Here is a 24,381-nt window from a genome sequence, read left to right on the forward strand (position 1 = left end):
GTCGTCAGTTTCTTAAGCTTCGTCACCGAGGGCCCGGCAGAGCGACTGCCGGGCCCTTGGTGTGTCATGGGGTCTGTACGGTCCGTACGTACGGACGAGAGCGAATGTGCGGACGAGAGCGCGGGGAGAAGCGAACGATGGACAAGCCCAAGATCGTCCTGGGGGTCAGCGGCGGCATCGCCGCCTACAAGGCGTGCGAGCTGCTGCGCAGGCTCACCGAGTCGGGGCACGACGTGCGCGTCGTGCCGACGGCCTCGGCCCTGCACTTCGTCGGTGAGGCGACCTGGTCCGCGCTCTCCGGCCACCCGGCCGTGACCCAGGTGTGGGAGAGCGTCCACGAGGTGCCGCACGTCCGGATCGGCCAGCAGGCCGACCTCGTGGTCGTGGCCCCCGCCACCGCCGACATGCTGGCCAAGGCCGCCCACGGCCTCGCCGACGACCTGCTGACCAACACGCTGCTCACCGCCCGCTGCCCGGTCGTCTTCGCCCCGGCCATGCACACCGAGATGTGGGAGAACGCCGCCACCCAGGAGAACGTGGCGACCCTGCGCCGCCGCGGCGCGATCGTCGTCGAGCCCGCCGTCGGCCGGCTGACCGGCGTCGACACCGGCAAGGGCCGCTTCCCGGAGCCTGCGGAGCTCTTCGAGGTCGTCCGCCGGGTGCTGGCGCGCGGCGGCGACGCACGTGCCGACCTGGCCGGCCGGCACGTCGTGGTGAGCGCCGGCGGCACCCGCGAGCCGCTGGACCCCGTGCGCTACCTCGGCAACCGCTCCTCCGGCAAGCAGGGCTACGCGCTGGCCCGCACCGCCGTCGCCCGCGGCGCCCGTGTGACCCTCGTCTCCGCCAACAGCGAGCTGCCCGACCCCGCGGGCGCCGACGTGGTGCACGTGGGGACGGCCGTGCAGCTGCGGGAGGCCGTGCTCAAGGCGGCCGCGGACGCCGACGCCGTGGTGATGGCCGCGGCCGTGGCCGACTTCCGGCCCGCCCACTACGCCGAAGGCAAGATCAAGAAGCGGGACGGCCAGGAACCGGAGCCGGTCGCCCTCGTCCGCAACCCCGACGTCCTCGCCGAGCTCTCCGCCGACCGCGCCCGCCCCGGCCAGGTCGTCGTGGGCTTCGCCGCGGAGACCGACGACGTGCTGGCCAACGGCCGCGCCAAGCTCGCCCGCAAGGGCTGTGACCTGCTGGTCGTCAACGAGGTGGGGGAGCGCAGGACCTTCGGTTCCGAGGAGAACGAGGCCGTCGTCCTCGCGCCCGACGGCACGGAGACTCCCGTGCCCCACGGCCCCAAGGAGGCGCTCGCGGACGTCGTCTGGGACCTGGTGGCCGGGCGCCTGGCCTGAGGCCGCCGCCCGGGGCCGGTGGGCCCAGCGGGCCGGCAGGGGTTCCCGGGCCCGCCACCGTGGCCGTTTCCGCAGGTGAAACGGGCTTCGGGTGTCCACGATGCGAGAACGGTGCGGGACCGGGATGTCCGGAGTGCGAGAAGGCCGGATAAACTGGCACCGGACTCGCGTCGAGCGCAGCTCTCGACCGGGTCCGTCAATGATCAGCCAGCAGCCGCTGCAACCCCAGGGAGCGATGTGTCCCGCCGCCTGTTCACCTCGGAGTCCGTCACCGAGGGTCACCCCGACAAGATCGCTGACCAGATCAGCGATTCCATTCTCGACGCCCTCCTCAAGGAGGACCCGACCTCCCGCGTCGCCGTCGAGACCTTGATCACCACCGGCCTCGTGCACGTCGCCGGCGAGGTGACGACCAAGGCGTACGCGCCGATCGCGTCGCTCGTCCGCAACAAGATCCTCGAAATCGGTTACGACTCGTCCAAGAAGGGCTTCGACGGCGCCTCCTGCGGCGTCTCGGTGTCCATCGGCGCGCAGTCCCCCGACATCGCCCAGGGCGTCGACACCGCCTACGAGAACCGCGTCGAGGGCGACGACGACGAGCTCGACAAGCAGGGCGCCGGCGACCAGGGCCTGATGTTCGGCTTCGCCTGCGACGAGACGCCGAACCTGATGCCGCTGCCGATCGAGCTCGCGCACCGGCTCTCCCGCCGCCTGACCGAGGTCCGGAAGAACGGCACCATCCCCTACCTGCGCCCCGACGGCAAGACGCAGGTCACCATCGAGTACGACGGCAACAAGGCCGTACGCCTCGACACGGTGGTCGTCTCCTCGCAGCACGCGAGCGACATCGACCTCGACTCGCTGCTGGCACCCGACGTCCGCGAGTTCGTCGTCGAGCACGTCCTCAAGGAGCTCGTCGAGGACGGCATCAAGCTGGACACCGAGGGCTACCGCCTCCTGGTGAACCCCACCGGCCGCTTCGAGATCGGCGGCCCCATGGGTGACGCCGGCCTCACCGGCCGCAAGATCATCATCGACACCTACGGCGGCATGGCCCGCCACGGCGGCGGTGCCTTCTCCGGCAAGGACCCGTCCAAGGTCGACCGCTCGGCCGCGTACGCGATGCGCTGGGTCGCCAAGAACGTCGTCGCGGCGGGTCTGGCTGCCCGCTGCGAGGTCCAGGTCGCCTACGCGATCGGCAAGGCCGAGCCCGTCGGTCTCTTCGTGGAGACCTTCGGCACCAACACCGTCGACGTCGAGAAGATCGAGACCGCCATCGCCGAGGTCTTCGACCTCCGCCCGGCCGCGATCATCCGCGACCTCGACCTGCTGCGCCCGATCTACTCCCAGACGGCCGCCTACGGTCACTTCGGCCGTGAGCTGCCCGACTTCACGTGGGAGCGCACCGACCGCGTGGACGCCCTGAAGAAGGCCGCAGGGCTGTAGGACCCCGGCCGGATCGGACGTCCGGCCCGTGTGAGGCGCCCCCGCCCTTGTGGTGGGGGCGCCTTTCGTTGTCAGTGCCCTCTGATAGGACTGGAGCCGTGAGCAGCGAGAACGGGCGGTCGGAGCGGGAGGCTCCCGAGGCGGAGCAGCTCGCGCTCATCCGGGAGAGCGTGCGCAAGGCCAAGGTGCCGCGGGCCAAGCCGCGGACGTGGCGGGGGGCCGCGCTGGCCAAGGAGCTCCCCGTCGCCCGGGTGCTGGTCGACAAGGGCCCGGTCCACCTGGACCGGCTGTGGGACTACGCCGTGCCCGCCGAGCTCGACGCCGATGCCCGGCCGGGGGCGCGGGTGCGGGTGCGCTTCGGGGCCGGCACGCGCAACGTGCGGGGCGGGCGGCGCGAGGGGGGCGGGCTGCTCGACGGCTTCATCGTCGAGCGCATCGCCGAGTCCGACTACCGCGGGCCGCTGGCCGCCCTCGCCCAGGTGCTCTCGCCCGAGCCCGTGCTCTCCCCGGCCCTGCTGGGGCTGTGCCGGTCCGTGGCCGACCGCTACGCCGGCTCGCTCGCCGACGTCCTGCAGCTGGCGGTGCCGCCCCGGCACGCCCGTATCGAGGCCGAGCCGTCGCCCGAGCCGCTGCCGCCGCCTCCGCCGCCCGGGCCGGGCGGCTGGGCCCGCTACCCCACCGGCCCCGCCTTCCTCGACGCCGTGGCCCGTGGGGACGCCCCGCGGGCGGTGTGGAGCGCGCTGCCCGGCCCGCAGTGGGCGGACGAGCTGGCCCGCGCCGCAGCGGCCGCCCTCGCCTCGGGGCGCGGTGCGCTGATCGTCGTGCCGGACGGCCGGTCCGCGGCCCGCGTCGACGCCGCGCTCGGCACGCTGCTCGGGCCCGGCCGTCACGTCCTGCTGACCGCGGACACGGGCCCGGAAGAGCGTTACCGCCGCTGGCTGGCGGTCAGCCGCGGCTCCGTGCGGGCCGTGGTCGGCACGCGCGCCGCGATGTTCGCCCCCGTACGGGACCTGGGCCTCGCGGCCATCTGGGACGACGGCGACTCCAGCCACAGCGAGCCGCACGCACCGCAGCCGCACGCCCGCGAGGTGCTGCTGCTGCGTGCCGCCCACGAGAAGGCGGCGTTCCTGCTCGGCGGCTTCGGCTGCACGGTGGAGGCGGCGCAGCTGCTGGACACCGGCTGGGCGCTGCCCCTGGCCGCCGACCGGGAGCGGCTGCGGGCCGTGGCGCCGCGCATCCGGACGGTGGGCGAGGGCGACGAGGCGCGGGACGCCGCCGCGCGGGCCGCCCGGCTGCCCAGCGTCGCCTGGGCGGCCGCCCGCGAGGGGCTGCGGCACGGGCCGGTGCTGGTGCAGGTGCCGCGCCGTGGCTACGTCCCGCGCCTGGCCTGCGAGCGGTGCCGTGAGCCCGCCCGCTGCACGCACTGTGCGGGCCCGCTGGAGGCCCGCGGCGCGGGCGGCGGCGAGCTGCTGCACTGCGGGTGGTGCGGGGAGGAGGCCCGCGACTGGCACTGCGGCGAGTGCGGGGGCTTCCGGCTGCGCGCCCAGGTCGTGGGGGCGGGGCGTACGGCGGAGGAGCTGGGGCGGGCGTTCCCTGCGGTGCCGGTGCGGACGTCGGGGCGCGACCACGTCCTGGACACCGTTCCCGACCGGCCGGCCCTCATCGTGTCCACGCCCGGCGCCGAGCCGGTCGCCGAGGGCGGCTACGCCGCGGCGCTGTTGCTGGACGGCTGGGCCCTGCTGGGCCGCCCGGACCTGCGGGCGGGGGAGGAGGCGCTGCGCCGCTGGCTGGGCGCGGCCGCGCTGGTGCGGGGGCGTGAGGCGGGCGGCACGGTGGTGGTCGTCGCCGAGCCGACGCTGAGGCCCGTGCAGGCGCTGGTCCGGTGGGATCCCGCCGGGCATGCGATGCGGGAGCTCGCGGACCGCGCCGAGCTGGGTTTCCCGCCGGTGTCGCGCATGGCGGCCGTCAGCGGGCCGCCGGAGGCGGTGGCGGAGCTTCTCGCGATGGCCGAGCTGCCGGAGGGGGCGGAGGTGCTGGGGCCCGTCCTGCTGCCCGCGCCCCTGCCGGGTCGCCCGCGCCGGGCGGGGGATCCGCCGCCCGGCGAGCACTGGGAGCGGGCGCTGGTCCGGGTCCGCCCGGGCCGGGGCGCGGCGCTGGCCGCCGCGCTCAAGTCGGCGCAGGCGGTGCGGCTGGCTCGCCGCGAGGGCGATCCGGTGCGGCTGCGGATGGATCCGCCGGACATCGGGTGAGGTGCCTCTGCCGGCGGGGCGGCTCGGGCGGGCGGGTCCCCCCGGCTCGGGGGGCACCGCCGGGGGCGGACCGGGGCGGGCGGCGCCCCGCCCGGGGCGGGTCCGGCACCGCCGGTCACCTCGCGGCGGGCGGATCGCCGCTGCGGCGGGAAAGAGGCCCCGGCCCCACCCCTTCCCGAGACCGGGGCCACGCCCCGGCCCCCGAGGTGGGGGAAGGTGCCGGTGCCCAGCCCCGGATGGGGCACCTCCCAGCGGTAGCTGGGGGAGGGGAAGCACATCGCCGCCATGGCGCCCGGCCCCCGTCGGTGTATCTCGGCGGTGCCGGAGCGCGCCCGGCCCGAGGCGGCGCACCCCCGGGCGCCGACGTGTGCCTGGTGCCGGGACCTTGCCCGGCCCACGGTGGGGCGACCTCAGCGCAGGCCGTGTGCCGGCGGTGCCGGACCGCGCCCGGCCCATGGTGGGGCAGGCCCCGCGCCGTCCGTGGGCCCGTCAGTCCCGGGCTGTCGGTCTGCCCGGCGGTGCCGGAGGGCCTCAGCCGTTCCGGGGGCCCGGGAATGCGGAGGCGCGGGGTTCCTCGCGGTGGGGGCTCGGCTGGCCGGGGACCGTGCGGGCCGCGGGGACGACCGGCATGGGCGCCGGCGCCGGCTCGGCCGTGCGCACCGCCGATTCCGTGGTCTCGGCCGTGCCCTGGGCGCCGGCGCGCCGCGCGCCGTAACGGCGGTGGACCGCCTGCTTGGTGACGCCGAGTGCCGAACCCACCGCGTCCCACGAGAAGCCCAGCGAACGGTCGAAGTCCACGGCCGCCGTGACCAGCGTCTCGACGCTGTCCCGCAGCTCCTGGGCCAGGCGGACCGTCGGAGCGGGGGCGCGTCCGTAGACGACGAAGCCCGCCGAGGGGCCGGTGCGCCGCGGGCGGTAGACATTGCCCAGCTGGGCGGTGAGGGTGCGCAGGGCGTCCACCTGGCGGCGGACCCTCTCGATGTCCCGGACCAGAAGATGCAGGCTGGCCCGTGCCTGGGCGTCGTGGGTTGCGTGGTCGGGCATGAACAAGCCTCTCGGACCGGCGGTTAAAGGGACGTAGGAGGACGAGAGTTGACGGCTGGTCGGTAAACAACGCAAGGGAAGCGGACCGTGGTTGCAGTCCGTTTCGGTCAATCTCTCTTGACCCAACGCGCCACGGGCCGCTGGGTCACGGTATGGGGGCGTACATCCGCCGGAATGGGGCGCGCGTCAGCCCGCACGCCCCCTGTGGCAGGGGCGCCTCTAGACTGGAGCGCCGTTCGGTCCGGCGCCCACAGGGGCGTCGCCGCGGCGCCACGGGACGCTATGAGAGAGGTAGTCCGCCACCCATGAGGCTCGTCTTCGCCGGTACCCCCGAGGTCGCCGTACCCGCCCTCGACGCCCTGATCGCCTCGGACCGCCACGAGGTCGTCGCCGTCGTCACCCGCCCCGACGCGCCCGCGGGCCGCGGCCGCCGCCTGGTCGCCAGCCCCGTCGCCGAGCGCGCCGAGGAAGCCGGCATCGAGGTGCTCAAGCCCGCCAGGCCCCGCGACGAGGACTTCCTCGCCCGGCTGCGGGAGATCGCCCCCGACTGCTGCCCCGTCGTCGCCTACGGCGCCCTGCTGCCCAAGGCGGCGCTGGAGATTCCCACCCACGGGTGGGTGAACCTCCACTTCTCCCTGCTGCCCGCCTGGCGCGGGGCCGCGCCCGTGCAGCACGCGATCCTGGCCGGCGACGAGGTCACCGGCGCCTCCACCTTCCTCATCGAGGAGGGCCTGGACTCCGGGCCGGTCTTCGGCGTCCTGACCGAGCTGGTCCGCCCCACCGACACCAGCGGCGACCTCCTCACCCGGCTCGCCTTCGCCGGCTCCGGGCTGCTGGCCGCGACGATGGACGGCATCGAGGACGGCACCCTGAAGGCCGTGCCCCAGCCCGCCGACGGCGTCTCCCTCGCCCCCAAGATCAACGTCGAGGACGCCCGCATCGACTGGACCGCGCCCGCCCTGCGCGTCGACCGCGTCGTCCGCGGCTGCGCCCCCGCGCCGGGCGCCTGGACGACCTTCCGCGGCGAGCGCCTGAAGGTGATGTCCGTGCTGCCCGCCGTCGACCGCACCGACCTCGCCCCCGGCGCCATCGCCACCGCCAAGAACTCCGTGCACGTCGGCACCGGCTCCCACGCCGTGCAGCTGCAGTGGGTCCAGCCGCAGGGCAAGAAGCCGATGCAGGCCGCCGACTGGGCCCGCGGTGTCCGCATCGCCGCAGGCGAGAGCCTGGGCGAGCAGGAGGGCGCGCGGTAACGGGCGTAGGCTGGAGCCCTTCATCACACCGGCTCCGGAGCACCTTTCGTGAACGAACAGTCCCCTCGCAAGCGTCCCGCCAAGCCCTACCGCAGGCCCAAGAAGGACCCGGTACGGATCCTCGCCTTCGAGGCGCTGCGGGCCGTGGACGAGCGGGACGCGTACGCGAACCTCGTGCTGCCCCCGCTGCTGCGCAAGGCCCGTGAGAAGGAGGGCTTCGAGCCGCGCGACGCCGCCCTCGCCACCGAGCTGGTCTACGGCACCCTGCGCCGCCAGGGCACCTACGACGCGATCATCGCGGCCTGCATCGACCGGCCGCTGCGCGAGGTCGACCCGCCGGTGCTCGACGTGCTCAGCCTGGGCGCGCACCAGCTGCTCGGCACGCGCATCCCGCCGCACGCCGCGGTCTCGGCCACCGTCGAACTGGCCCGCGTCGTCCTCGGCGACGGGCGGGCGAAGTTCGTCAACGCCGTCCTGCGCCGGATCACCGCCCACGACCTGGACGGCTGGCTGGAGAAGGTCGCACCGCCCTACGAGGACGACCCCGAGGCGCACCTCGCCGTCGTCCACTCCCACCCGCGGTGGATCGTCTCCGCCCTGTGGGACGCCCTCGGCGGCGGCCGGGCCGGCATCGAGGACCTGCTGGAGGCGGACAACGAGCGCCCCGAGGTCACCCTGGTCGCCCGCCCCGGCCGGGCCACCACCGAGGAGCTGCTGGCGGTGCTCGGCGAGGACTCCGCGCTGCCCGGCCGCTGGTCCCCGCACGCCGTGCGGCTCGCCGAGGGCGGCGAGCCCGGCGCCCTGGAGGCCGTGCGCGAGGGCCGGGCCGGCGTGCAGGACGAGGGCAGCCAGCTCGTCGCCCTCGCCCTCGCCGACGTCCCGCTCGACGGCCCCGACACCCGCTGGCTGGACGGCTGCGCCGGCCCCGGCGGCAAGGCGGCCCTGCTCGGCGCGCTCGCCGCCGAGCGCGGCGCCGCCCTGCTGGCCTCCGAGAAGCAACCGCACCGCGCCCGCCTCGTCGAGCGCGCCCTGGCCGGCAACCCCGGCCCGTACCAGGTCATCGCCGCCGACGGCACCCGCCCGCCGTGGCGCGAGGGCTCCTTCGACCGGGTCCTGGTCGACGTGCCCTGCACCGGCCTGGGCGCCCTGCGCCGCCGCCCCGAGGCCCGCTGGCGCCGCCGCCCCGAGGACGTGCCCGGCTTCGCGCCGCTCCAGCGCGACCTGCTGCGCGAGGCGCTGCGCGCCGTCCGCGTCGGCGGCGTCGTGGGCTACGCGACGTGCTCGCCGCACCCCGCGGAGACCAAGGCGGTCGTGGACGACGTGCTCAAGCGCGAGGGCGTGAGCGCCGAGTGGATCGACGCCCGTCCCCACATGCAGGGCGTCCCCGCCCTGGGCGACGGCCCCGACGTCCAGCTCTGGCCCCACCTGCACGGCACGGACGCGATGTACCTGGCCCTGCTGCGCCGCACCGGCTGACGCACGGGCCGCGGCGGCGGGGCCCGCAAGGGCCCCTCCGTGTCAAGGGCGCCGCCGCGGCATGGCAGGCTTGGGGTATGGCCGTGCAGATCAACCCCAGCATCCTGTCCGCGGACTTCGCCCGCCTCGCCGACGAAGCGCAGGCGGTGAAGGGCGCCGACTGGCTCCACGTCGATGTGATGGACAATCACTTCGTCCCCAACCTCACGCTCGGCGTACCCATCGTCGAGTCGCTGATCAAGGCCACGGACACGCCGCTGGACTGCCACCTGATGATCGAGGACCCCGACCGCTGGGCGCCGCAGTACGCCGAGGTGGGCGCCGGGTCGGTGACCTTCCACGCGGAGGCCGCCCACGCCCCCGTGCGGCTGGCCCGGGAGATCCGGGCCAAGGGCGCCCGGGCGTCGATGGCCCTCAAGCCGGCCACGCCCATCGAGCCCTTCGAGGACCTGCTGCCCGAGCTGGACATGCTGCTCATCATGACGGTCGAGCCCGGCTTCGGCGGCCAGTCGTTCCTCGACATCATGCTGCCCAAGATCCGCCGCACCCGGGAGCTGATCTCCCGGCACAACCTGCCGCTGTGGCTGCAGGTCGACGGCGGGGTCTCGGCGGAGACCATCGAGCGCTGCGCCGAGGCCGGCGCGGACGTCTTCGTGGCCGGATCGGCCGTCTACGGTACGGACGACCCCGCAGCCGCCGTACGCTCCCTGCGCGCCCAGGCGGAGGCGACGACCGCCCGTGCGCCCTGGGCCTGCGCGCACTGAGCGTCCCGCGCTGCTCGCCCGAATTGCTGAGGGCGAAGGTCAAGGACTGATCAAGGACCCGCACATCTGACAGGATGACGTCGAGTCCACAGCTCCACAGCTTGCACACAAGCTTGAAGACGATAGTGAGGAGACCAGGGTGTCGACGGGCCGTTCAGCCACGCCTATGGGGCCCGCCGAGCTGGTGCAGGCGGCGGCGATGGCCCGCCGCTTCTACCTTGAGGGCAAGTCGAAGATCCAGATCGCCGAGGAGTTCGGCGTGAGCCGCTTCAAGGTCGCCCGGGTGCTGGAGACGGCACTGGAGCGCGACCTGGTGCGGATCGAGATCCGGGTGCCGGCCGAGCTGGACGCGGAGCGCTCGGACGCGCTGCGCGCCCGCTACGGCCTGCGCCACGCGGTGGTCGTGGAGTCCCCGGCCGACGCCGCCGACGACGCGCCCGACCCCGAGAACCTCGGCGAGGTGGCAGCTGACCTGCTCGGCGAGCTGGTCCACGAGGGCGACGTGCTCGGCCTCGCCTGGGGCCGGTCCACCATCCACATGGCCGCGGCCCTGCACCGGCTGCCGCCCTGCACGGTCGTCCAGCTCACCGGCGTCTACGACGCGGGCACCGCCGAGCGCGGCTCGGTCGAGGCCGTCCGCCGGGCCGCCCAGGTCTCCGGCGGCGAGGCCCACCCGATCTACGCCCCGATGCTGCTGCCCGACTCGGCCACGGCCGCCGCGCTGCGCGGCCAGACGGGCATCGCCCGGGCCTTCGACTACTTCGACAAGGTCACCGTCGCCGCCGTCTCCATCGGCTCCTGGGCGCCGGGCATCTCCACCGTCTACGACATGCTCACCGAGGAGGAGCGCGCCCACTACGCCTCCCTGGGCGCCGCCGCGGAGATGTCCGCGCACCTCTTCGACGCCGAGGGCCGCCGCATCGGCCGCGACCTGGGCGAGCGCTGCATCACCGTGGAGGCCGACCGGCTGCGCCGCATCCCGGAGGTCGTCGCCATCGCCGGCGGCCTGCGCAAGGCGGCCGCGATCGGCGCGGTGCTGCGCTCGGGCCTGGTCACCAGCCTCGTCACGGACACCGCCGCCGCCGACCACCTGCTGCTGGAGACCGGTCCCGGCCCCCGCCCCGCGCTGGACCGGGCGGACCCGGACGGCTCGTAACACCCCGTACGCCCCACGGCGCCGGCCCCCTTCCCCGGGGGCCGGCGCCGTCGTATCCGCACCCCTGCGCGGGCCCTTCGGCCCCGGGCGAAGGTCTTGGGCGATGGCACAAGGGCGGGCCGTCCGCCGCTGGCCGAAATCACAGAATATGAATCCGGTTCGCCATCCGAGCGCCGGATCGTGGATGATGGGTCCAGGAACCTCAGCCCGATCCGGCGCTGGTTCGGTGCTGACTCCCCACCCGCTCTGTACGCAAAACCGCAGGTGAGAGAGCCAGTATGCGATTCCTTAACGACCAGAAGCCCTCGTACGACCTGACGTACGACGACGTGTTCATGGTGCCGAGCCGCTCCGCGGTCGGCTCCCGCCAGGGCGTGGACCTTTCCGCTCCCGACGGCACGGGCACGACCATCCCGCTCGTGGTCGCCAACATGACCGCCATCGCCGGCCGCCGCATGGCCGAGACCGTCGCCCGCCGCGGTGGCCTCGTCGTCATCCCGCAGGACATCCCGATCGAGGTCGTCACCGACGTCATCTCCTGGGTCAAGAGCCGCCATCTGGTGCTCGACACCCCGATCGTGCTGGCCCCCACCCAGACCGTCGCCGACGCGCTGTCCCTGCTGCCCAAGCGGGCCCACGGCGCCGGCGTCGTCGTCGACGACGAGCACCGCCCCGTCGGTGTCGTCACCGAGCACGACCTGACCGGCGTGGACCGCTTCACCCAGCTGTCCGAGGTCATGTCCACCGAGCTGCTGCTCCTCGACGCCGGCATCGACCCGCGCGAGGCGTTCAACAAGCTCGACGCCGCCCACCGCAAGCTGGCGCCCGCCGTCGACAAGGACGGCAAGCTCGCCGGCATCCTGACCCGCAAGGGCGCCCTGCGCGCGACGCTCTACACCCCCGCCACCGACGCGGACGGCAAGCTGCGCATCGCCGCCGCCGTCGGCATCAACGGCGACGTGGCCGGCAAGGCCAAGGCCCTGCTGGACGCCGGCGCCGACACCATCGTCGTGGACACCGCGCACGGCCACCAGGAGTCGATGATCTCCGCGATCAAGGCCGTCCGGGCGCTCGACCCGCAGGTCCCGATCGTCGCGGGCAACATCGTCGCCGCCGAGGGCGTGCGCGACCTCATCGAGGCCGGCGCGGACATCATCAAGGTCGGTGTGGGCCCGGGCGCCATGTGCACCACCCGCATGATGACCGGCGTGGGCCGCCCGCAGTTCTCCGCGGTGCTGGAGTGCGCCGCCGAGGCGAAGAAGTACGGCAAGCACGTCTGGGCCGACGGTGGCGTCCGTCACCCCCGTGACGTCGCCATGGCCCTGGCGGCCGGCGCCTCCAACGTCATGATCGGCTCCTGGTTCGCCGGTACCTACGAGTCCCCGGGCGACCTCCAGCAGACCGCCGACGGGCGTCCGTACAAGGAGAGCTTCGGCATGGCCTCCGCCCGCGCCGTGCGCAACCGCACCAGCGAGGAGTCGGCCTACGACCGCGCCCGCAAGGGCCTGTTCGAGGAGGGCATCTCCACCTCCCGCATGTTCCTCGACCCGTCCCGTCCGGGCGTCGAGGACCTGATCGACTCGATCATCGCGGGCGTCCGTTCCTCCTGCACCTACGCCGGCGCCGGCTCCCTGGAGGAGTTCGCCGAGCGTGCCGTGATCGGCGTCCAGAGCGCCGCCGGCTACGCCGAGGGCAAGCCGCTGCACGCCAGCTGGCAGTAGTCCGCACCCGCCCCAGGGGCGCGATCCGGTTCGCCGGGTCGCGCCCCTTTTTTGCTCCCCCTGTACCGATTCATAACGCGACGTGCAACGATCGCCCGTTCTGGTCCCCCGGACGCAATGATCCACCGGTCATACGCAAGAATGGTGCATTACGAGCGCGGGCCCTGACCTCGTAGGGTCTGCGCAGAACGTGGAGTGGCGGGTACCGCTTGCTCGGCGGTACCCCTCGCTACGGGTTTGCTCTGCCATGTCGGCGCGCCCCGGGTACTGCCGCGGACCGCCGCCTCCGGACCGGTACCCCCGACCGGCAGTCATGAACGGAGCAACCCCGTGTTGGACCAAGGCACTGCGCCCCCAGTCACCGGTGACAAGCAGCCCTCCCGGCTGCCCGCCACCGGCTTCGGCGCCCGCCTGATGCGCCGCAAGCCCGTCGAGCGCCTGGTCGCCGAGGGCGGCCAGGGCGAGGGCGGCAGCCTGCGCCGCTCGCTCGGCATGTGGCAGCTGACCATGATCAGCATCGGCGCCACGCTCGGCACCGGCATCTTCGTCGTGCTCGGCGAGGCCGTCCCCAGCGCCGGCCCGGCCGTCGTGATCTCCTTCGTGCTCGCCGGCATCACCGCGCTGTTCTCGGCGCTGTCCTACGCCGAGCTCGCCGGCACCATCCCGGTCTCCGGCTCCTCGTACTCGTACGCCTACGCCACCCTCGGCGAGATCATCGCCTGGGTCTGCGGCTGGTGCCTGATCCTGGAGTACGGCGTCTCCGTCGCGGCCGTGGCCGTCGGCTGGGGCCAGTACCTCAACGAGCTGCTCGACGGCACCATCGGCGTCACCATCCCGGACGCCCTGGCCAACCCGCCGGGCACCGACGGCGGCATCTTCAACCTGCCCGCCCTGCTCGTCGTGCTGCTGTGCATGGCCTTCCTGATCGGCGGCGCCAAGGAGAGCGCCCGCGCCAACACGATCATGGTCGGCGTGAAGATCGTGGCCCTGCTGCTCTTCTGCGCCGTGGCCTTCACCGGCATCCGCGCCGGCAACTACGCCCCCTTCATGCCGCTGGGCCTCGGCGGCGTCAGCGCCGCGGGCGCCACGCTGTTCTTCTCGTACATCGGCTTCGACGCCGCCTCCACCGCCGGTGAGGAGGCCAAGAACCCGAAGAAGGACCTGCCCAAGGCGATCATGCTGTCGCTGCTGATCGTCACGGTGCTGTACGTGCTGGTGGCCGCCGTCGCCGTGGGCGCCATGCCGTGGGGTGACTTCGAGGGCTCCGAGGCCGCGCTCGCCGGCATCATGAAGGACGTCACCGGCCAGAGCTTCTGGGCCGTGCTGCTCGCCGCCGGCGCCGTCATCGCCATCGCCAGCGTCGTCCTGACCGTCCTCTACGGCCAGACCCGCATCCTCTTCGCGATGTCCCGCGACGGTCTGGTCCCCAAGACCTTCGCCAAGGTCAACCGCAAGGGCGTGCCGATGGCGAACACCGTGATCGTCTCGCTGTTCTGCGGCGTCCTGGCCGCCGCCGTCCCGCTCGGCCAGCTCGCCGACGCCACCAGCATCGGCACGCTCTTCGCCTTCGCCCTGGTGAACGTCGCCGTCATCGTGCTGCGCTTCACCCGTCCCGACATGCACCGCAGCTTCCGGGTACCGCTTTCGGGTGTGCGCATCCCGGTGGGTGGCACGCAGGTTCCGCTCGGGATGATCTTCCCGGTCCTGGGCTTCGCGATGTGCGTCTACATGATGATGAGCCTGGACGTCATCACCTGGGAGGTCTTCGGCGCCTGGATGCTCCTGGGCCTGCTGATCTACTTCGCCTACGGCATGCGCAGCTCGCGTCTGGCCACCGAGGGTGCGGCCGGGGCCACCCCGGCGACGGAGCCGGCGGCCGCGAAGGCGGGCGCCAAGGCCGTCGCGAAGGCCGGGACCAAGGCCGGTGTGAAGACCGCTGCCAAGGCCGGGGCGAAGGCCGGGGCCGGGACGGCCAAGAAGGCCGCCGCCCCCGCGGAGAAGGCCGAGACGGCGGAGAACACGGCCGGATCCGAGGTCACGCCCGGTACGAAGGCCGCCGGCAAGGGCCGGCCGAAGCCGCAGAAGAAGGCGCGCGGCAAGAAGGCCACCGCGAAGGCCGCTGCCCCGGCAGAGGCGAAGGACGCCTCCACGCCGAAGGCGGAGGCCGGCGAGAAGGCCGCCGAGAAGCCCGCGGACAAGACCGCCGAGAAGAATGCGGACAAGGCCGCCGCCCCGGCGGAGTCCGCGACGGCCGCGCCGGCGGAGGCCGCACCGGCCGCCGCCACCGGCGCCGAGGCCGAGAAGAAGGCCGACGCCGAGCCGGCGGAGAAGGCGGAGGCGAAGTCCGCCGCCGAGGCCGGTGACACCGCGGAGGAGAAGCCCGCGACGGAGGCCGCCGAGGCCGCCGACGCCGGTGAGAAGAAGTGATCTTCTTCCCGCCGCCCCTATGATCCCTGCCTGCCGGGTCCGCCGTCCGGGGACCCGGCAGACGGGAAGGGATCACATCGGATGAGCAGTCCCCACCTCCTGCTGACCGGCGACCGGCTCGCCCTGGGCATGCCCAGGGACGAGCTGCTGACCGAGTACCACAGATGGGAATGCGACCCCGGCACCGTCCTCGGTGCCGGGAGTCGCTTTCCCCGGCCGTGGGAGGCCCGTGCCGACGAGTGGGACCGGCAGCTCGACGACCGCGACCACGTGCGGTTCGAGGTCGTCCGCCTCAAGGACAAGCAGTCCATCGCCCTGACCACGCTGCACATCGACCCCGGCGAACGCCGGGCCGAGTTCGGCATCGTCGTCGCCCCCGCCCAGCGCGGCAAGCGCTTCGCCGAGGAGGCGACCCGCCTGACCCTGGACTGGGCCTTCCATCTGGGAGCCCTGCGGGCGGTGTGGCTGCGGGTCCTGGAACCCAACCGCGCCGGCATCACCGCCTTCGAGAAAGCCGGGTTCCGGCCCACCGGACGTTTCCGCAAGTCCGGGCACTGGCTCGGCCAGTACGTCGACGAGGTCCTGATGGACGCGCTCCCCGAGGACTTCCCCGGGCCCCCCGCCATGTGCACCGCCCTCGGCAGTTGAGGGCGGTGCACGGGCGTTCGGGTCGGGGGCACGGCCGGTGGCGTGATCTACTGCTGGTAGCAGCAGCTGGTTACCCGTAGAAAAGTGATCCACCCGCCGTGCGATTGAATGAGCTCGACGAACGCATCGTGCATGCCCTGGCCGAGGACGCCAGGCGCTCCTACGCCGACATCGGCGCGGAGATCGGCCTGTCCGCGCCCGCCGTGAAACGGCGTGTGGACAGGCTCCGCGCCGAGGGTGCCATCACCGGGTTCACCGTCCGCGTGGACCCGGCGGCGCTCGGCTGGGAGACGGAGGGGTTCATCGAGCTCTACTGCCGCCGCAACACCTCGCCCGAGGCCATCCACCGGGGACTGTCGCGGTACCCGGAGGTGGCCTCGGCCTCCACCGTCACCGGTGAGGCCGACGCCATCGTGCAGATCTTCGCCTCGGACATGCGCCACTTCGAGCGCGTCCTGGAGCGCATCGCCGGCGAGCCGTTCGTCGAGCGCACCAAGTCGGTGCTGGTCCTCTCGCCCCTGCTGCGCCGCTTCAGCTCCGGTGCCCCCTCCTAGCTTCTAGGTCAGGGCCGTGGCGTCGAAGTGCCGCAGGACGGGCTCCCCGACGAGGAAGTGCTCGATCGCGGCGGCCCACTCGGACGCCTGCTGGCTCGCGGGGAAGTCGACGAGGTGCTTCTCCAGCGTCTGCCAGCCGATCCGCAGCAGGTAGGAGCCGGGCGTCTCCACGTCCGGGTACAGGTCGACGGACGTGCAGCCGTCGGCCGAGGCCAGTATGGGGCTGCCGGCCAGCACGGCCTGCTCGAACTCCTTCTCCCGGCCGGGGGCCACACTGAGGTAGGCGTACTCGTAGATCATGTCGTTCTCCTGGGGGAGGGGCGTCAGCGGACGCCTCTGACGCGGGTGACCGTCATGGCCCCGGCGACGCCGAAGACCATGGTGAACACGTACAGAGCGGTGTAGTTCGAGCCGTCGCCGATGCCCAGCAGCAGGGGGGCGAGGGCGGGGCCGACGACCTGGGGGAGCACATCGGCGCTGTTGATGACGCCCAGGTCCTTGGCGACCGTCGCGGAGTCGGGCAGCACCTGCGTCGACAGGGCCATGTCGACGGCGAAGTACAGGCCGGAGCCGATGCCGAGCAGGGCCTGGGCGACGTAGACCAGGGGCAGGCCGTCGGCCGCGGCGAGGACGCCGAGGCCGGCCGTCAGCAGCAGGGCGGCGCCGGTGACGAAGGGCTTGCGACGACCGATGCGGTCGGAGTACCAGCCGCCCAGCGCCGAGGTCAGGGCGCTCAGGCCGTAGTTCATGGTGGTCAGCAGCGCCACGGTGGCGGCCAGTGAGGCCCGGCTCGTGCCGAGCCGGTCGGAGAGATAGAAGGCGAGGTACGGGGCGGGGGCCACGGCGGCGAAGTAGGTGAGGAAGCGGGTCACCCACACCCAGCCGAAGTCGGGGTGGCTGCGCGGATCGGTCCAGAAGCTGCCCCAGAACTCCCGTGCCGTGAACGGCGGCCGACCCGGCGGTGCCGGGCGGTCCGGCAGGGTGACGGCGAAGAGCACCACCACCGCCACCGCCACCGCCGCGGGCAGCAGGAACACCGCCGCGCTGCCCGCCAGCAGGGCCGCCGCCGCGGAGCCCACCGGGACCGCCAGGCGCTGGCTGAAGCCGGCCACGCCCGAGACCAGGCCGCGCTGCTCGACCGGCACCTGCTCGGGGATGGTCGCGGCCAGCGCGGCGATGGTCGCGTTGAACGACAGCTGGGCGAAGCACCAGCCGGCGGCGATGGCGGGCAGCGAGGGCACCAGGGCCACCACCGCCAGGCCGGCCGCCCCGCCCAGCACGCCGCCGACCAGCCACGGCCGCCGCCGCCCGAACCGGGAGGTCGTCCGGTCGGACAGCCGTCCGAACAGCGGGTTCGCGAAGAGGGCGACCAGCGCACCGAGGCTGGACACCACGGCGAGGCCGACCTCCTTGTGCGCGGGGTCGACCTCCCCGATGCGCAGGGCCAGCGTGACCAGGGCGGCGGCCAGCACGGTGCTGTAGAGCCCCAGGTAGGCCAGCCCGATGCGCAGGACGAAGGCCCGCGAGGCCCTGCCCTGCGCCCCGGCGGTGCGCGAGGCGAGCGAGGTCATCCGGGCAGCGGCTCCTCGCCCGACCCCCCGAGCCGGTCCAGCGCCGCGGCGACGCTGTCGAGCAGGATCCGCCAGGACTCCTCGAACTTCGCCACGCCCTCGTCCTCCAGCACCTGCACGACGTCGTCGTAGTCGATGCCCTCCTTGGCCAGCGCCCGGAAGTCCTCCTCGGCCCGGTCGTAGCCGCCGCGCACGGTGTCGCCGAGGACCTCGCCGTGGTCGGCGAACGCGTCGAGCGCGTCCTCGGGCAGGGTGTTCACCGTGCCGGCCGTGATGAGACCGGCCGTGTAGTAGGTGTCGGGATAGGCGGGGTTCTTGGTGCTGGTGGAGGTCCACAGGGGGCGCTGCGGGTTGGCGCCCGCCGCCTCCAGGGCCCGCCAGCGGGGGCTCGCCACGGCCTCCTCGTAGGCCCGGTACGCCAGCCGGGCGTTGGCCAGGCCCGCCCGGCCGCGCAGGGCCGCCGCCCGGTCGGTGCCCAGGGCCGTGAGCCGGTCGTCGGTCTCCGTGTCGAGCCGGGAGACGAAGAACGAGGCCACCGACTCGATCGCCGACAGGTCCCGGCCGGCGTCGCGGGCCTGTTCCAGCCCGCTCATCCACGCGTCCATGACGGCCCGGTAGCGGTCCAGGGAGAAGATCAGGGTGACGTTGACGCTGATGCCCTCCGCCACGGCCCGGGTGATGGCGGGCAGCCCGGCGCGGGTGGCGGGGATCTTGATGAGGACGTTGGGCCGGTCCACCATCCACCACAGCTGCCGGGCCTCGGCCACCGTCGCCGCCGTGCGGTGCGCCAGCCGGGGGTCCACCTCGATGGAGATCCGCCCGTCGTGCCCGCCGGAGCGCTCGTACACCGGGCGCAGCACGTCGGCGGCGTCCCGTACGTCGGCCGTGGTGAGGGCGCGCACGGCCTCGTCGGCGCTCACCTCGCGCAGGGCGAGGTCGCGCAGCTGCGCCTCGTAGCCGCTGTCGAGGCCGGCGGCGATGGCCTTCTGGAAGATGGTCGGGTTGGTGGTGACGCCCACGACGTGCCGGTCGCGCACCGCCTCGGCCAGGTTTCCCGAGGTGATGCGTGCCCGGCTGAGGTCGTCGAGCCAGATCGAGACGCCGTGCCCGGCGAGCCGGCGCAGGGCTTCGGATGTCGGTGTTCCGGTCATCGTCATGCCTTGATGGAGGCGCCGGCGTCGACGGGGAGGGTGGCGCCGGTGACGTAGCGGGCCTCGTCGGACGCCAGCCACAGCACGGCGTTGCTGACGTCGACGGACTCCACCCAGGGCACGGGTATGACGCTCAGCTCGGCGGCCGCCGCGGCGAACTCCTCGCGGGTGGGGTCGGCCACGTCCGGCAGGAGCAGGCGGCGGCCGGTGACGTTCTGCACCATGTCGGTGTCGACGTTGCCCGGGTGGATGCTGTTGACGCGGATGTAGTGGGGGGCCAGCTCGTTGGCGAGCGAGCGCATGAGGCCGACGAGGCCGTGCTTGGAAGCGGCGTAGTGGGCCATGTTGGGGCGGCCGAGGAAGCCGGCGACCGAGTTGGTGAAGATGATCGAGCCGCCGCGACCGGCCTCGATCATGTGCGGGATCACGGCCTTCACCGTGTTCCAGGCGCCGGTCAGATTGACGTCGATCATGTCGTGCCACTGCTTGTCGGACAGCTCCCAGGCCCGGCCGAGCGAGCCGATGCCCGCATTGGCGCAGACCACGTCGATGTGCCCGAACCGGCCGAGGGCCTCGGAAACGACGGCGTCCAGCTGCTCCGGCACCCGCACGTCGGCGCTGCAGGTGAGGATCTGCCCGCCGCGCGCCTCGACGAGCCTGGCCGTCTCCTTGAGGTCGTCGGAGGTCGCCAGCGTGTAGTGCGTGGAGCCGACCTCTTCGCAGATGTCGGAGGCCACGATGTGCGCGCCCTCCTCCGCAAGCCGGACGGCATGGGAGCGGCCCTGCCCCCGGGCAGCCCCCGTGATGAAGACAACCTTTCCTGCTACGCGGCCCATGAACAGCCCTTTCGTCAGTGTGTACGGCAAAGGTGGTACGCACGGCGTGTGGTGCTGAGTGCTGGAGTGCTGGAGTACGGGAGACAAAGCGACGACACGGCAGCGCCCCGGACGAGGGGCCGTGGGGAGTGCGCCGGCGCCGGGTCAGACCGCGGCCGGCCGGCAGCGGGCGGCCTCCGCCGTGGCGCGCAGGGCGCGCACGGCCTCGCCGGGATCGGCGGCGGCGTACACCGCGGAACCGGCCACGAAGGCATCCGCCCCCGCCTCGGCGCAGCGGGCGATGGTGCGCTCGTTGACGCCCCCGTCGACCTGCAGCCACAGGGGCACGTCCCGGCCGAAACCGCGGTGCCGGTCGACGGCGGCCCGGGCCCGCCGGACCTTGGCGAGGACGTAGTCGAGCAGCTCCTGGCTGCCGAATCCGGGCTCGACGGTCATGATCAAAAGGGTGTCGACCTCGCCGAGCAGCTCGGCGTAGGGCTCCAGGGGGGTCGCCGGGTTGAGCGCGAGGCCCGCCTGCGCCCCGGTGGCCCTGATCGCCCGGAGGGTCCGCACCGGGGTGATGGTCGCCTCGGCGTGGATGGTCACACTGCCCGCGCCGGCCTCCGCATAGCGCGGGGCGTGCAGATCCGGTGCGGCAATTCCCAAATGAAGGTCGAGCGGTAAACGCACGTTCTTGACCAGGGATTCGACCACCGGAAGTCCGACCGTGAGATTCGGGACGAAGTGGTTGTCCATGACGTCGACGTGCAGCATGTCGGCCGCGTCCGCGACCGCGTCGGCCTCTTCGGCCAGACGGGTGAAGTCAGCGGCGAGAATACTGGGGGCTATTCGAATGGCCAAGATCTCCTCCGGTGATTTCCACGACGAGTTTGTCGTTTGCAAGGTGCACCGAGATGTCTCCGACGTTGTCCGCGATGGCGTCGGCGTCCCGCAGGGACGCGTCGTCGTGCCGGAAGCGGACGGCGAGCGCCGTCATGCCGGCGGCTCGTGCGGCGGCGAGCCCGATGGGTGAGTCGTCGACCCCGAGCGCGGTGGACGGGGCGACGCCGAGCCGCTGTGCGGCCAGCAGGAAGCCCTCGGGGTGCGGCTTGGGGTGCCCGACGTCGTCGGCGCTGACGAGCACCTCGGGAACGGGCAGCCCGGCGCTGGTCAGCCGGGCTTTCGCCACCTCGGTGTCGTTCGAGGTCACGATGGCCCAGCGGGCGGGCGGCAGCGCCGACAGCAGGCGCAGCGCCCCGGGCAGGGCGACGACGCGGGAGGTGTACTCCCGCTCGGCCAGCCGCACGTGCTCGGCGTGCGCGGCGATCTCCTCCTCGCTGAGGTGGGGCAGCAGGTCGCGCACGATGTCGTGGCGCTTCTGGCCGTAGTAGCGGGCGAGGTCGAAACGGTCGCCGACCCCCACGGACTCGGCCCATTCGCCCCAGCACTGCTCGGCGTCGGGATACGAATCGACGAGTGTCCCGTCGAGGTCGAGAAGCATCGCACTGTACGAGGAGTTCATGAGCCAACTTCCTGGGCGCAGGGCTCCGGACGAAAGACGTGCGCGCACTGCGCGCGGCAGGGGAATTCGTCGGCGCATTCTGTGTGCCGACGGCTGCGGAATCGGTGAGGTGGGGGGAATCGGCCGATGGTCGTCGTCTTCGAAGTACTGTACACGCATCTGTTGATCACATCGGTGAAGTGCCGGTCGGCAGAATGGAGTTGACCGAAACGGAACCTAGCCTTACGGGGCGGCATGCCCTAGTCGGACGTCCATGCGCGCAGGTCGGGCGACCGGGCGATCGGGCGGTGGGGAGGAAGAGGGTGGTCACCCTTCGGCGTGTTCTGGCCACGGGGTGGACGGAGGGGCGGCCGGGGAGGGGGAGCCCCTCGATTCCGCGGGGCCCGGCTCCGCTCTGCGGAGGGCGGGGCCGGGGTGCGGCGGGGGCCTGGAGCGCCACGTAGGGGAGTCGTTCCCTACCCGGCAGTATCGCCACGCAACGAATCACCGCGAAGGCGGGAAAAGGCGCAACGAATCGCCCATCTGCACGCAACGTCGGTGCCTTGTCCGGCCCGGAGCCCGGACCGTACCGTCGACTCGTTTACACGAACGCGTGTCTGACACCCCCGCCCCATCAGCCGAAGAGGACGTATGACGCCGCTGCGCATCGCGCTGTACCAAGGCCCCAGCGGCGTTCCCTCCTCGACCGCGGCCACCCTGGACGCCCTGGCCTCCGCCGCCCGCCGGGCCGCCGCCGCCGGCGTCCGGCTGCTGCTCACCAATGAGCTGTACCTGACGGGGTACGCCCTCGACGCCGCCGTCCGCGACCTCGCCGAGCCCGCCACGGGCCCGTCCGCGGACGCCGTCGCACGGATCGCCGCCGAGCACGGCCTGGCCATCGGCTACGGCTACCCCGAGCGCGACGGCGAAACGATCTTCAACTCGCTCCAGGTCATCGGCCCGGACGGCACCCGCCTGGCCAACTACCGCAAGACGCACCTCTTCGGCGCGTACGAGACGACGTACTTCACGCCCGGGTCCGAGCTCCTCGTCCAGGCGGACCTCGACGGCATCCGCCTCGGCCTGCTCATCTGCTACGACGTCGAGTTCCCGGAGACGGTACGGGCCCACGCGCTGGCCGGCACCGAGCTGCTGCTCGCGCCGACCGCGCTGATGCGGCCCTACGAGATCGTCCCGCAGACGATCGTCCCCGCGCGCGCCTGGGAGAGCCAGCTCTACATCGCGTACGCCAACCGCTGCGGCGACGAAGGGGACTTCACCTTCGCGGGCCTGTCCTGCCTGGCCGCCCCCGACGGGACGGTACGGGCCCGGGCCGGCGCCGGCGAGGACCTGATCGTCGCCGACGTCGACCCCGGGCTGCTCGCGGCGTCCCGCGCCGAGAACACCTACCTGAGCGACCGCCGCCCCGCGCTGTACGCCTCGCTCACCTGACCACGGGCCCCCGCCCGCCCCTGCCCCACCCCCCTGCCAGTAGGAGAGTCCAGCCGATGACGTCCACGGTGCCCACCGCCGTCCACGACGAGCGCGAGCAGGTCCAGCCCGTCGAGCCGCCCATCACGATGTTCGGCCCGGACTTCCCCTTCGCCTACGACGACTTCCTCGCCCACCCGGCGGGCCTCGGCCAGATACCGGCCACCGAGCACGGCACCGAGGTCGCCGTCATCGGCGGCGGCCTGTCGGGCATCATCGCCGCCTACGAGCTGATGAAGATGGGCCTCAAGCCCGTCGTCTACGAGGCCGACCAGATCGGCGGCCGGCTGCGCACCGTCGGCTTCGAGGGCTGCGAGGGCGACCTGACGGCCGAGATGGGCGCGATGCGCTTCCCGCCGTCCTCCACCGCCTTCCAGCACTACATCGACCTGGTGGGCCTGGAGACCAAGCCGTTCCCCAACCCGCTCGCGCCCGACACCCCCTCCACGGTCGTCGACCTCAAGGGCGAGTCCCACTACGCCGAGACGATCGACGACCTGCCGCAGGTCTACCGCGACGTCGCCCAGGCGTGGAACGCCTGCCTGGAGGAGGGCGCGGACTTCTCCGACATGAACCGCGCCATGCGCGAGCGCGACGTGCCGCGCATCCGCGAGATCTGGGCGAAGCTGGTCGAGAAGCTCGACAACCAGACCTTCTACGGCTTCCTCTGCGAGTCGGAGGCGTTCAAGTCCTTCCGGCACCGCGAGATCTTCGGCCAGGTCGGCTTCGGCACCGGCGGCTGGGACACCGACTTCCCCAACTCCATCCTGGAGATCCTCCGCGTCGTCTACACCGAGGCCGACGACCACCACCGCGGCATCGTCGGCGGCAGCCAGCAGCTGCCGCTGCGCCTGTGGGAGCGCGAGCCGGAGAAGATCGTGCACTGGGCGCAGGGCACCTCGCTGTCCTCGCTGCACGACGGCACGCCCCGCCCGGCCGTGACCCGCCTGCACCGCACGGCCGGCAACCGCATCACCGTCACCGACGCCTCCGGCGACATCCGTACGTTCAAGGCGGCCATCTTCACCGCGCAGTCCTGGATGCTGCTGTCGAAGATCGCCTGTGACGACACGCTGTTCCCCATCGACCACTGGACGGCGATGGAGCGCACGCACTACATGGAGTCGTCGAAGCTCTTCGTGCCCGTGGACCGGCCCTTCTGGCTGGACAAGGACGAGGAGACGGGCCGGGACGTCATGTCGATGACGCTCACCGACCGGATGACGCGCGGCACCTACCTGCTGGACGACGGGCCGGACAAGCCCGCCGTCATCTGCCTCTCCTACACCTGGTGCGACGACAGCCTCAAGTGGCTGCCGCTGTCGGCGAACGAGCGCCTGGAGGTCATGCTCAAGTCGCTCGGCGAGATCTACCCCAAGGTCGACATCCGCAAGCACATCATCGGCAACCCGGTGACGGTCTCCTGGGAGAACGAGCCCTACTTCATGGGCGCGTTCAAGGCCAACCTGCCGGGTCACTACCGCTACCAGCGGCGGCTGTTCACCCACTTCATGCAGGACCGTCTGCCCGAGGACAAGCGCGGCATCTTCCTCGCCGGTGACGACATCTCCTGGACGGCCGGCTGGGCCGAGGGTGCGGTGCAGACCGCGCTCAACGCGGTGTGGGGCGTGATGCACCAGTTCGGTGGCACCACCGACGCCACCAACCCCGGTCCGGGCGACGTCTACGACGAGATCGCGCCCGTCGAGCTGCCGGAGGACTGAGGCGGCGGGACCGGGGGCGACAGGACTGCTGGGCTGACGCGTACAGG

The 24,381-nt window shown here is 73.0% G+C and carries 19 protein-coding genes and 1 pseudogene; 13 read left to right on the plus strand and 7 right to left on the minus strand.

Annotated elements, in window-relative coordinates; translation table 11 throughout:
* Positions 1 to 137 precede the first annotated feature (137 nt).
* From coaBC to IE182_RS08450, 3 genes are all read left to right on the plus strand, one after another.
* Positions 138 to 1,343 (plus strand): bifunctional phosphopantothenoylcysteine decarboxylase/phosphopantothenate--cysteine ligase CoaBC, encoded by a 1,206-nt coding sequence (coaBC, locus tag IE182_RS08440; RefSeq protein ID WP_190109035.1) that lies wholly within the window; start codon positions 138 to 140, stop codon positions 1,341 to 1,343.
* A 237-nt stretch (positions 1,344 to 1,580) separates the two neighbouring features.
* Positions 1,581 to 2,789, plus strand: coding sequence for a methionine adenosyltransferase (gene metK, locus IE182_RS08445; RefSeq protein WP_190109036.1), 1,209 nt, complete (start codon positions 1,581 to 1,583; stop codon positions 2,787 to 2,789).
* 98 nt (positions 2,790 to 2,887) lie between these two features.
* Entirely contained in the window at positions 2,888 to 5,038 is a 2,151-nt protein-coding gene (locus tag IE182_RS08450) for a primosomal protein N' (RefSeq protein WP_190109037.1), read from the plus strand.
* A gap of 531 nt (positions 5,039 to 5,569) precedes the next feature.
* Here IE182_RS08450 and IE182_RS08455 read toward each other — a convergent pair.
* A complete protein-coding gene (locus tag IE182_RS08455) occupies positions 5,570 to 6,082 on the minus strand; it encodes a hypothetical protein (RefSeq protein WP_190109038.1) in 513 nt (170 codons plus the stop codon).
* A 305-nt stretch (positions 6,083 to 6,387) separates the two neighbouring features.
* On the opposite strand from IE182_RS08455, the gene fmt reads away from it, so the two are divergent.
* The 8 genes and pseudogenes from fmt (at position 6,388) to IE182_RS08495 (ending at position 16,081) form a co-directional block, all read left to right on the plus strand.
* A complete protein-coding gene (gene fmt, locus IE182_RS08460) occupies positions 6,388 to 7,335 on the plus strand; it encodes a methionyl-tRNA formyltransferase (protein WP_190109039.1) in 948 nt (315 codons plus the stop codon).
* A gap of 48 nt (positions 7,336 to 7,383) precedes the next feature.
* The gene (locus IE182_RS08465; RefSeq protein WP_190109040.1) at positions 7,384 to 8,811 is read left to right on the plus strand and encodes an RsmB/NOP family class I SAM-dependent RNA methyltransferase; all 1,428 of its coding nucleotides are present in this window, start codon (positions 7,384 to 7,386) and stop codon (positions 8,809 to 8,811) included.
* 77 nt (positions 8,812 to 8,888) lie between these two features.
* Positions 8,889 to 9,575 (plus strand): ribulose-phosphate 3-epimerase, encoded by a 687-nt coding sequence (rpe, locus tag IE182_RS08470; RefSeq protein WP_190109041.1) that lies wholly within the window; start codon positions 8,889 to 8,891, stop codon positions 9,573 to 9,575.
* Positions 9,576 to 9,741: 166 nt separating this feature from the next.
* A complete protein-coding gene (locus IE182_RS08475; RefSeq protein WP_190109042.1) occupies positions 9,742 to 10,731 on the plus strand; it encodes a sugar-binding transcriptional regulator in 990 nt (329 codons plus the stop codon).
* 278 nt (positions 10,732 to 11,009) lie between these two features.
* Positions 11,010 to 12,452, plus strand: coding sequence for a GuaB1 family IMP dehydrogenase-related protein (locus tag IE182_RS08480; protein ID WP_190109043.1), 1,443 nt, complete (start codon positions 11,010 to 11,012; stop codon positions 12,450 to 12,452).
* A 330-nt stretch (positions 12,453 to 12,782) separates the two neighbouring features.
* A pseudogene (locus IE182_RS08485) lies at positions 12,783 to 14,300 on the plus strand (amino acid permease); the annotation flags it as partial.
* Positions 14,301 to 14,960: 660 nt separating this feature from the next.
* On the plus strand, positions 14,961 to 15,527 hold the full coding sequence (locus tag IE182_RS08490; RefSeq protein WP_190109044.1) for a GNAT family N-acetyltransferase: 567 nt from the start codon (positions 14,961 to 14,963) through the stop codon (positions 15,525 to 15,527).
* 98 nt (positions 15,528 to 15,625) lie between these two features.
* Positions 15,626 to 16,081, plus strand: a complete 456-nt coding sequence (locus tag IE182_RS08495; protein ID WP_126913291.1) for an Lrp/AsnC family transcriptional regulator — start codon at positions 15,626 to 15,628, stop codon at positions 16,079 to 16,081.
* A 3-nt stretch (positions 16,082 to 16,084) separates the two neighbouring features.
* Here the strand turns inward: IE182_RS08495 and IE182_RS08500 are convergent, their stop codons facing one another.
* From IE182_RS08500 to IE182_RS08525, 6 genes are all read right to left on the minus strand, one after another.
* The gene (locus IE182_RS08500) at positions 16,085 to 16,381 is read right to left on the minus strand and encodes an antibiotic biosynthesis monooxygenase family protein (RefSeq protein ID WP_190109045.1); all 297 of its coding nucleotides are present in this window, start codon (positions 16,379 to 16,381) and stop codon (positions 16,085 to 16,087) included.
* A 23-nt stretch (positions 16,382 to 16,404) separates the two neighbouring features.
* Positions 16,405 to 17,652 carry an MFS transporter gene (locus IE182_RS08505; RefSeq protein ID WP_190109046.1) on the minus strand — a complete coding sequence of 416 codons (1,248 nt, stop codon included), beginning with the start codon at positions 17,650 to 17,652 and terminating at the stop codon, positions 16,405 to 16,407.
* A complete protein-coding gene (tal, locus tag IE182_RS08510) occupies positions 17,649 to 18,803 on the minus strand; it encodes a transaldolase (protein WP_190109047.1) in 1,155 nt (384 codons plus the stop codon). Before tal ends, IE182_RS08505 begins: the two co-directional genes overlap by 4 nt.
* 2 nt (positions 18,804 to 18,805) lie before the next feature.
* A complete protein-coding gene (locus tag IE182_RS08515) occupies positions 18,806 to 19,639 on the minus strand; it encodes a mycofactocin-coupled SDR family oxidoreductase (RefSeq protein WP_190109048.1) in 834 nt (277 codons plus the stop codon).
* Between the two features lie 144 nt (positions 19,640 to 19,783).
* Positions 19,784 to 20,479: a ribulose-phosphate 3-epimerase gene (gene rpe, locus IE182_RS08520; protein ID WP_190109049.1), complete on the minus strand. Its 696-nt coding sequence runs from the start codon at positions 20,477 to 20,479 to the stop codon at positions 19,784 to 19,786.
* Positions 20,442 to 21,140 (minus strand): HAD-IA family hydrolase, encoded by a 699-nt coding sequence (locus IE182_RS08525; protein ID WP_190109050.1) that lies wholly within the window; start codon positions 21,138 to 21,140, stop codon positions 20,442 to 20,444. Before IE182_RS08525 ends, rpe (IE182_RS08520) begins: the two co-directional genes overlap by 38 nt.
* A gap of 630 nt (positions 21,141 to 21,770) precedes the next feature.
* Between IE182_RS08525 and IE182_RS08530 the strand changes: the two genes are divergently transcribed.
* Positions 21,771 to 22,571: a carbon-nitrogen hydrolase family protein gene (locus tag IE182_RS08530; protein ID WP_190109051.1), complete on the plus strand. Its 801-nt coding sequence runs from the start codon at positions 21,771 to 21,773 to the stop codon at positions 22,569 to 22,571.
* A gap of 56 nt (positions 22,572 to 22,627) precedes the next feature.
* Complete coding sequence (locus IE182_RS08535; protein ID WP_190109052.1) at positions 22,628 to 24,334, plus strand: flavin monoamine oxidase family protein; 1,707 nt, start codon at positions 22,628 to 22,630, stop codon at positions 24,332 to 24,334.
* The last annotated feature ends 47 nt before the right edge of the window (positions 24,335 to 24,381 follow it).

Origin of the sequence: Streptomyces cinnamoneus (assembly GCF_014650495.1) — a bacterium.
Lineage (GTDB): Bacteria > Actinomycetota > Actinomycetes > Streptomycetales > Streptomycetaceae > Streptomyces > Streptomyces cinnamoneus.

Coding starts and splice junctions, on each gene's coding strand:
- coaBC (WP_190109035.1), top strand. CDS start 138: ATGGACAAGCCCAAGATCGTCCTGGGGGTCAGCGGCGGCATCGCCGCC.
- IE182_RS08480 (WP_190109043.1), top strand. CDS start 11,010: ATGCGATTCCTTAACGACCAGAAGCCCTCGTACGACCTGACGTACGAC.
- tal (WP_190109047.1), bottom strand. CDS start 18,803: ATGACCGGAACACCGACATCCGAAGCCCTGCGCCGGCTCGCCGGGCAC.
- IE182_RS08490 (WP_190109044.1), top strand. CDS start 14,961: ATGAGCAGTCCCCACCTCCTGCTGACCGGCGACCGGCTCGCCCTGGGC.
- rpe (WP_190109041.1), top strand. CDS start 8,889: ATGGCCGTGCAGATCAACCCCAGCATCCTGTCCGCGGACTTCGCCCGC.
- IE182_RS08475 (WP_190109042.1), top strand. CDS start 9,742: ATGGGGCCCGCCGAGCTGGTGCAGGCGGCGGCGATGGCCCGCCGCTTC.
- IE182_RS08515 (WP_190109048.1), bottom strand. CDS start 19,639: ATGGGCCGCGTAGCAGGAAAGGTTGTCTTCATCACGGGGGCTGCCCGG.
- IE182_RS08530 (WP_190109051.1), top strand. CDS start 21,771: ATGACGCCGCTGCGCATCGCGCTGTACCAAGGCCCCAGCGGCGTTCCC.
- IE182_RS08455 (WP_190109038.1), bottom strand. CDS start 6,082: ATGCCCGACCACGCAACCCACGACGCCCAGGCACGGGCCAGCCTGCAT.
- fmt (WP_190109039.1), top strand. CDS start 6,388: ATGAGGCTCGTCTTCGCCGGTACCCCCGAGGTCGCCGTACCCGCCCTC.
- IE182_RS08505 (WP_190109046.1), bottom strand. CDS start 17,652: ATGACCTCGCTCGCCTCGCGCACCGCCGGGGCGCAGGGCAGGGCCTCG.
- IE182_RS08525 (WP_190109050.1), bottom strand. CDS start 21,140: ATGAACTCCTCGTACAGTGCGATGCTTCTCGACCTCGACGGGACACTC.
- IE182_RS08535 (WP_190109052.1), top strand. CDS start 22,628: ATGACGTCCACGGTGCCCACCGCCGTCCACGACGAGCGCGAGCAGGTC.
- IE182_RS08500 (WP_190109045.1), bottom strand. CDS start 16,381: ATGATCTACGAGTACGCCTACCTCAGTGTGGCCCCCGGCCGGGAGAAG.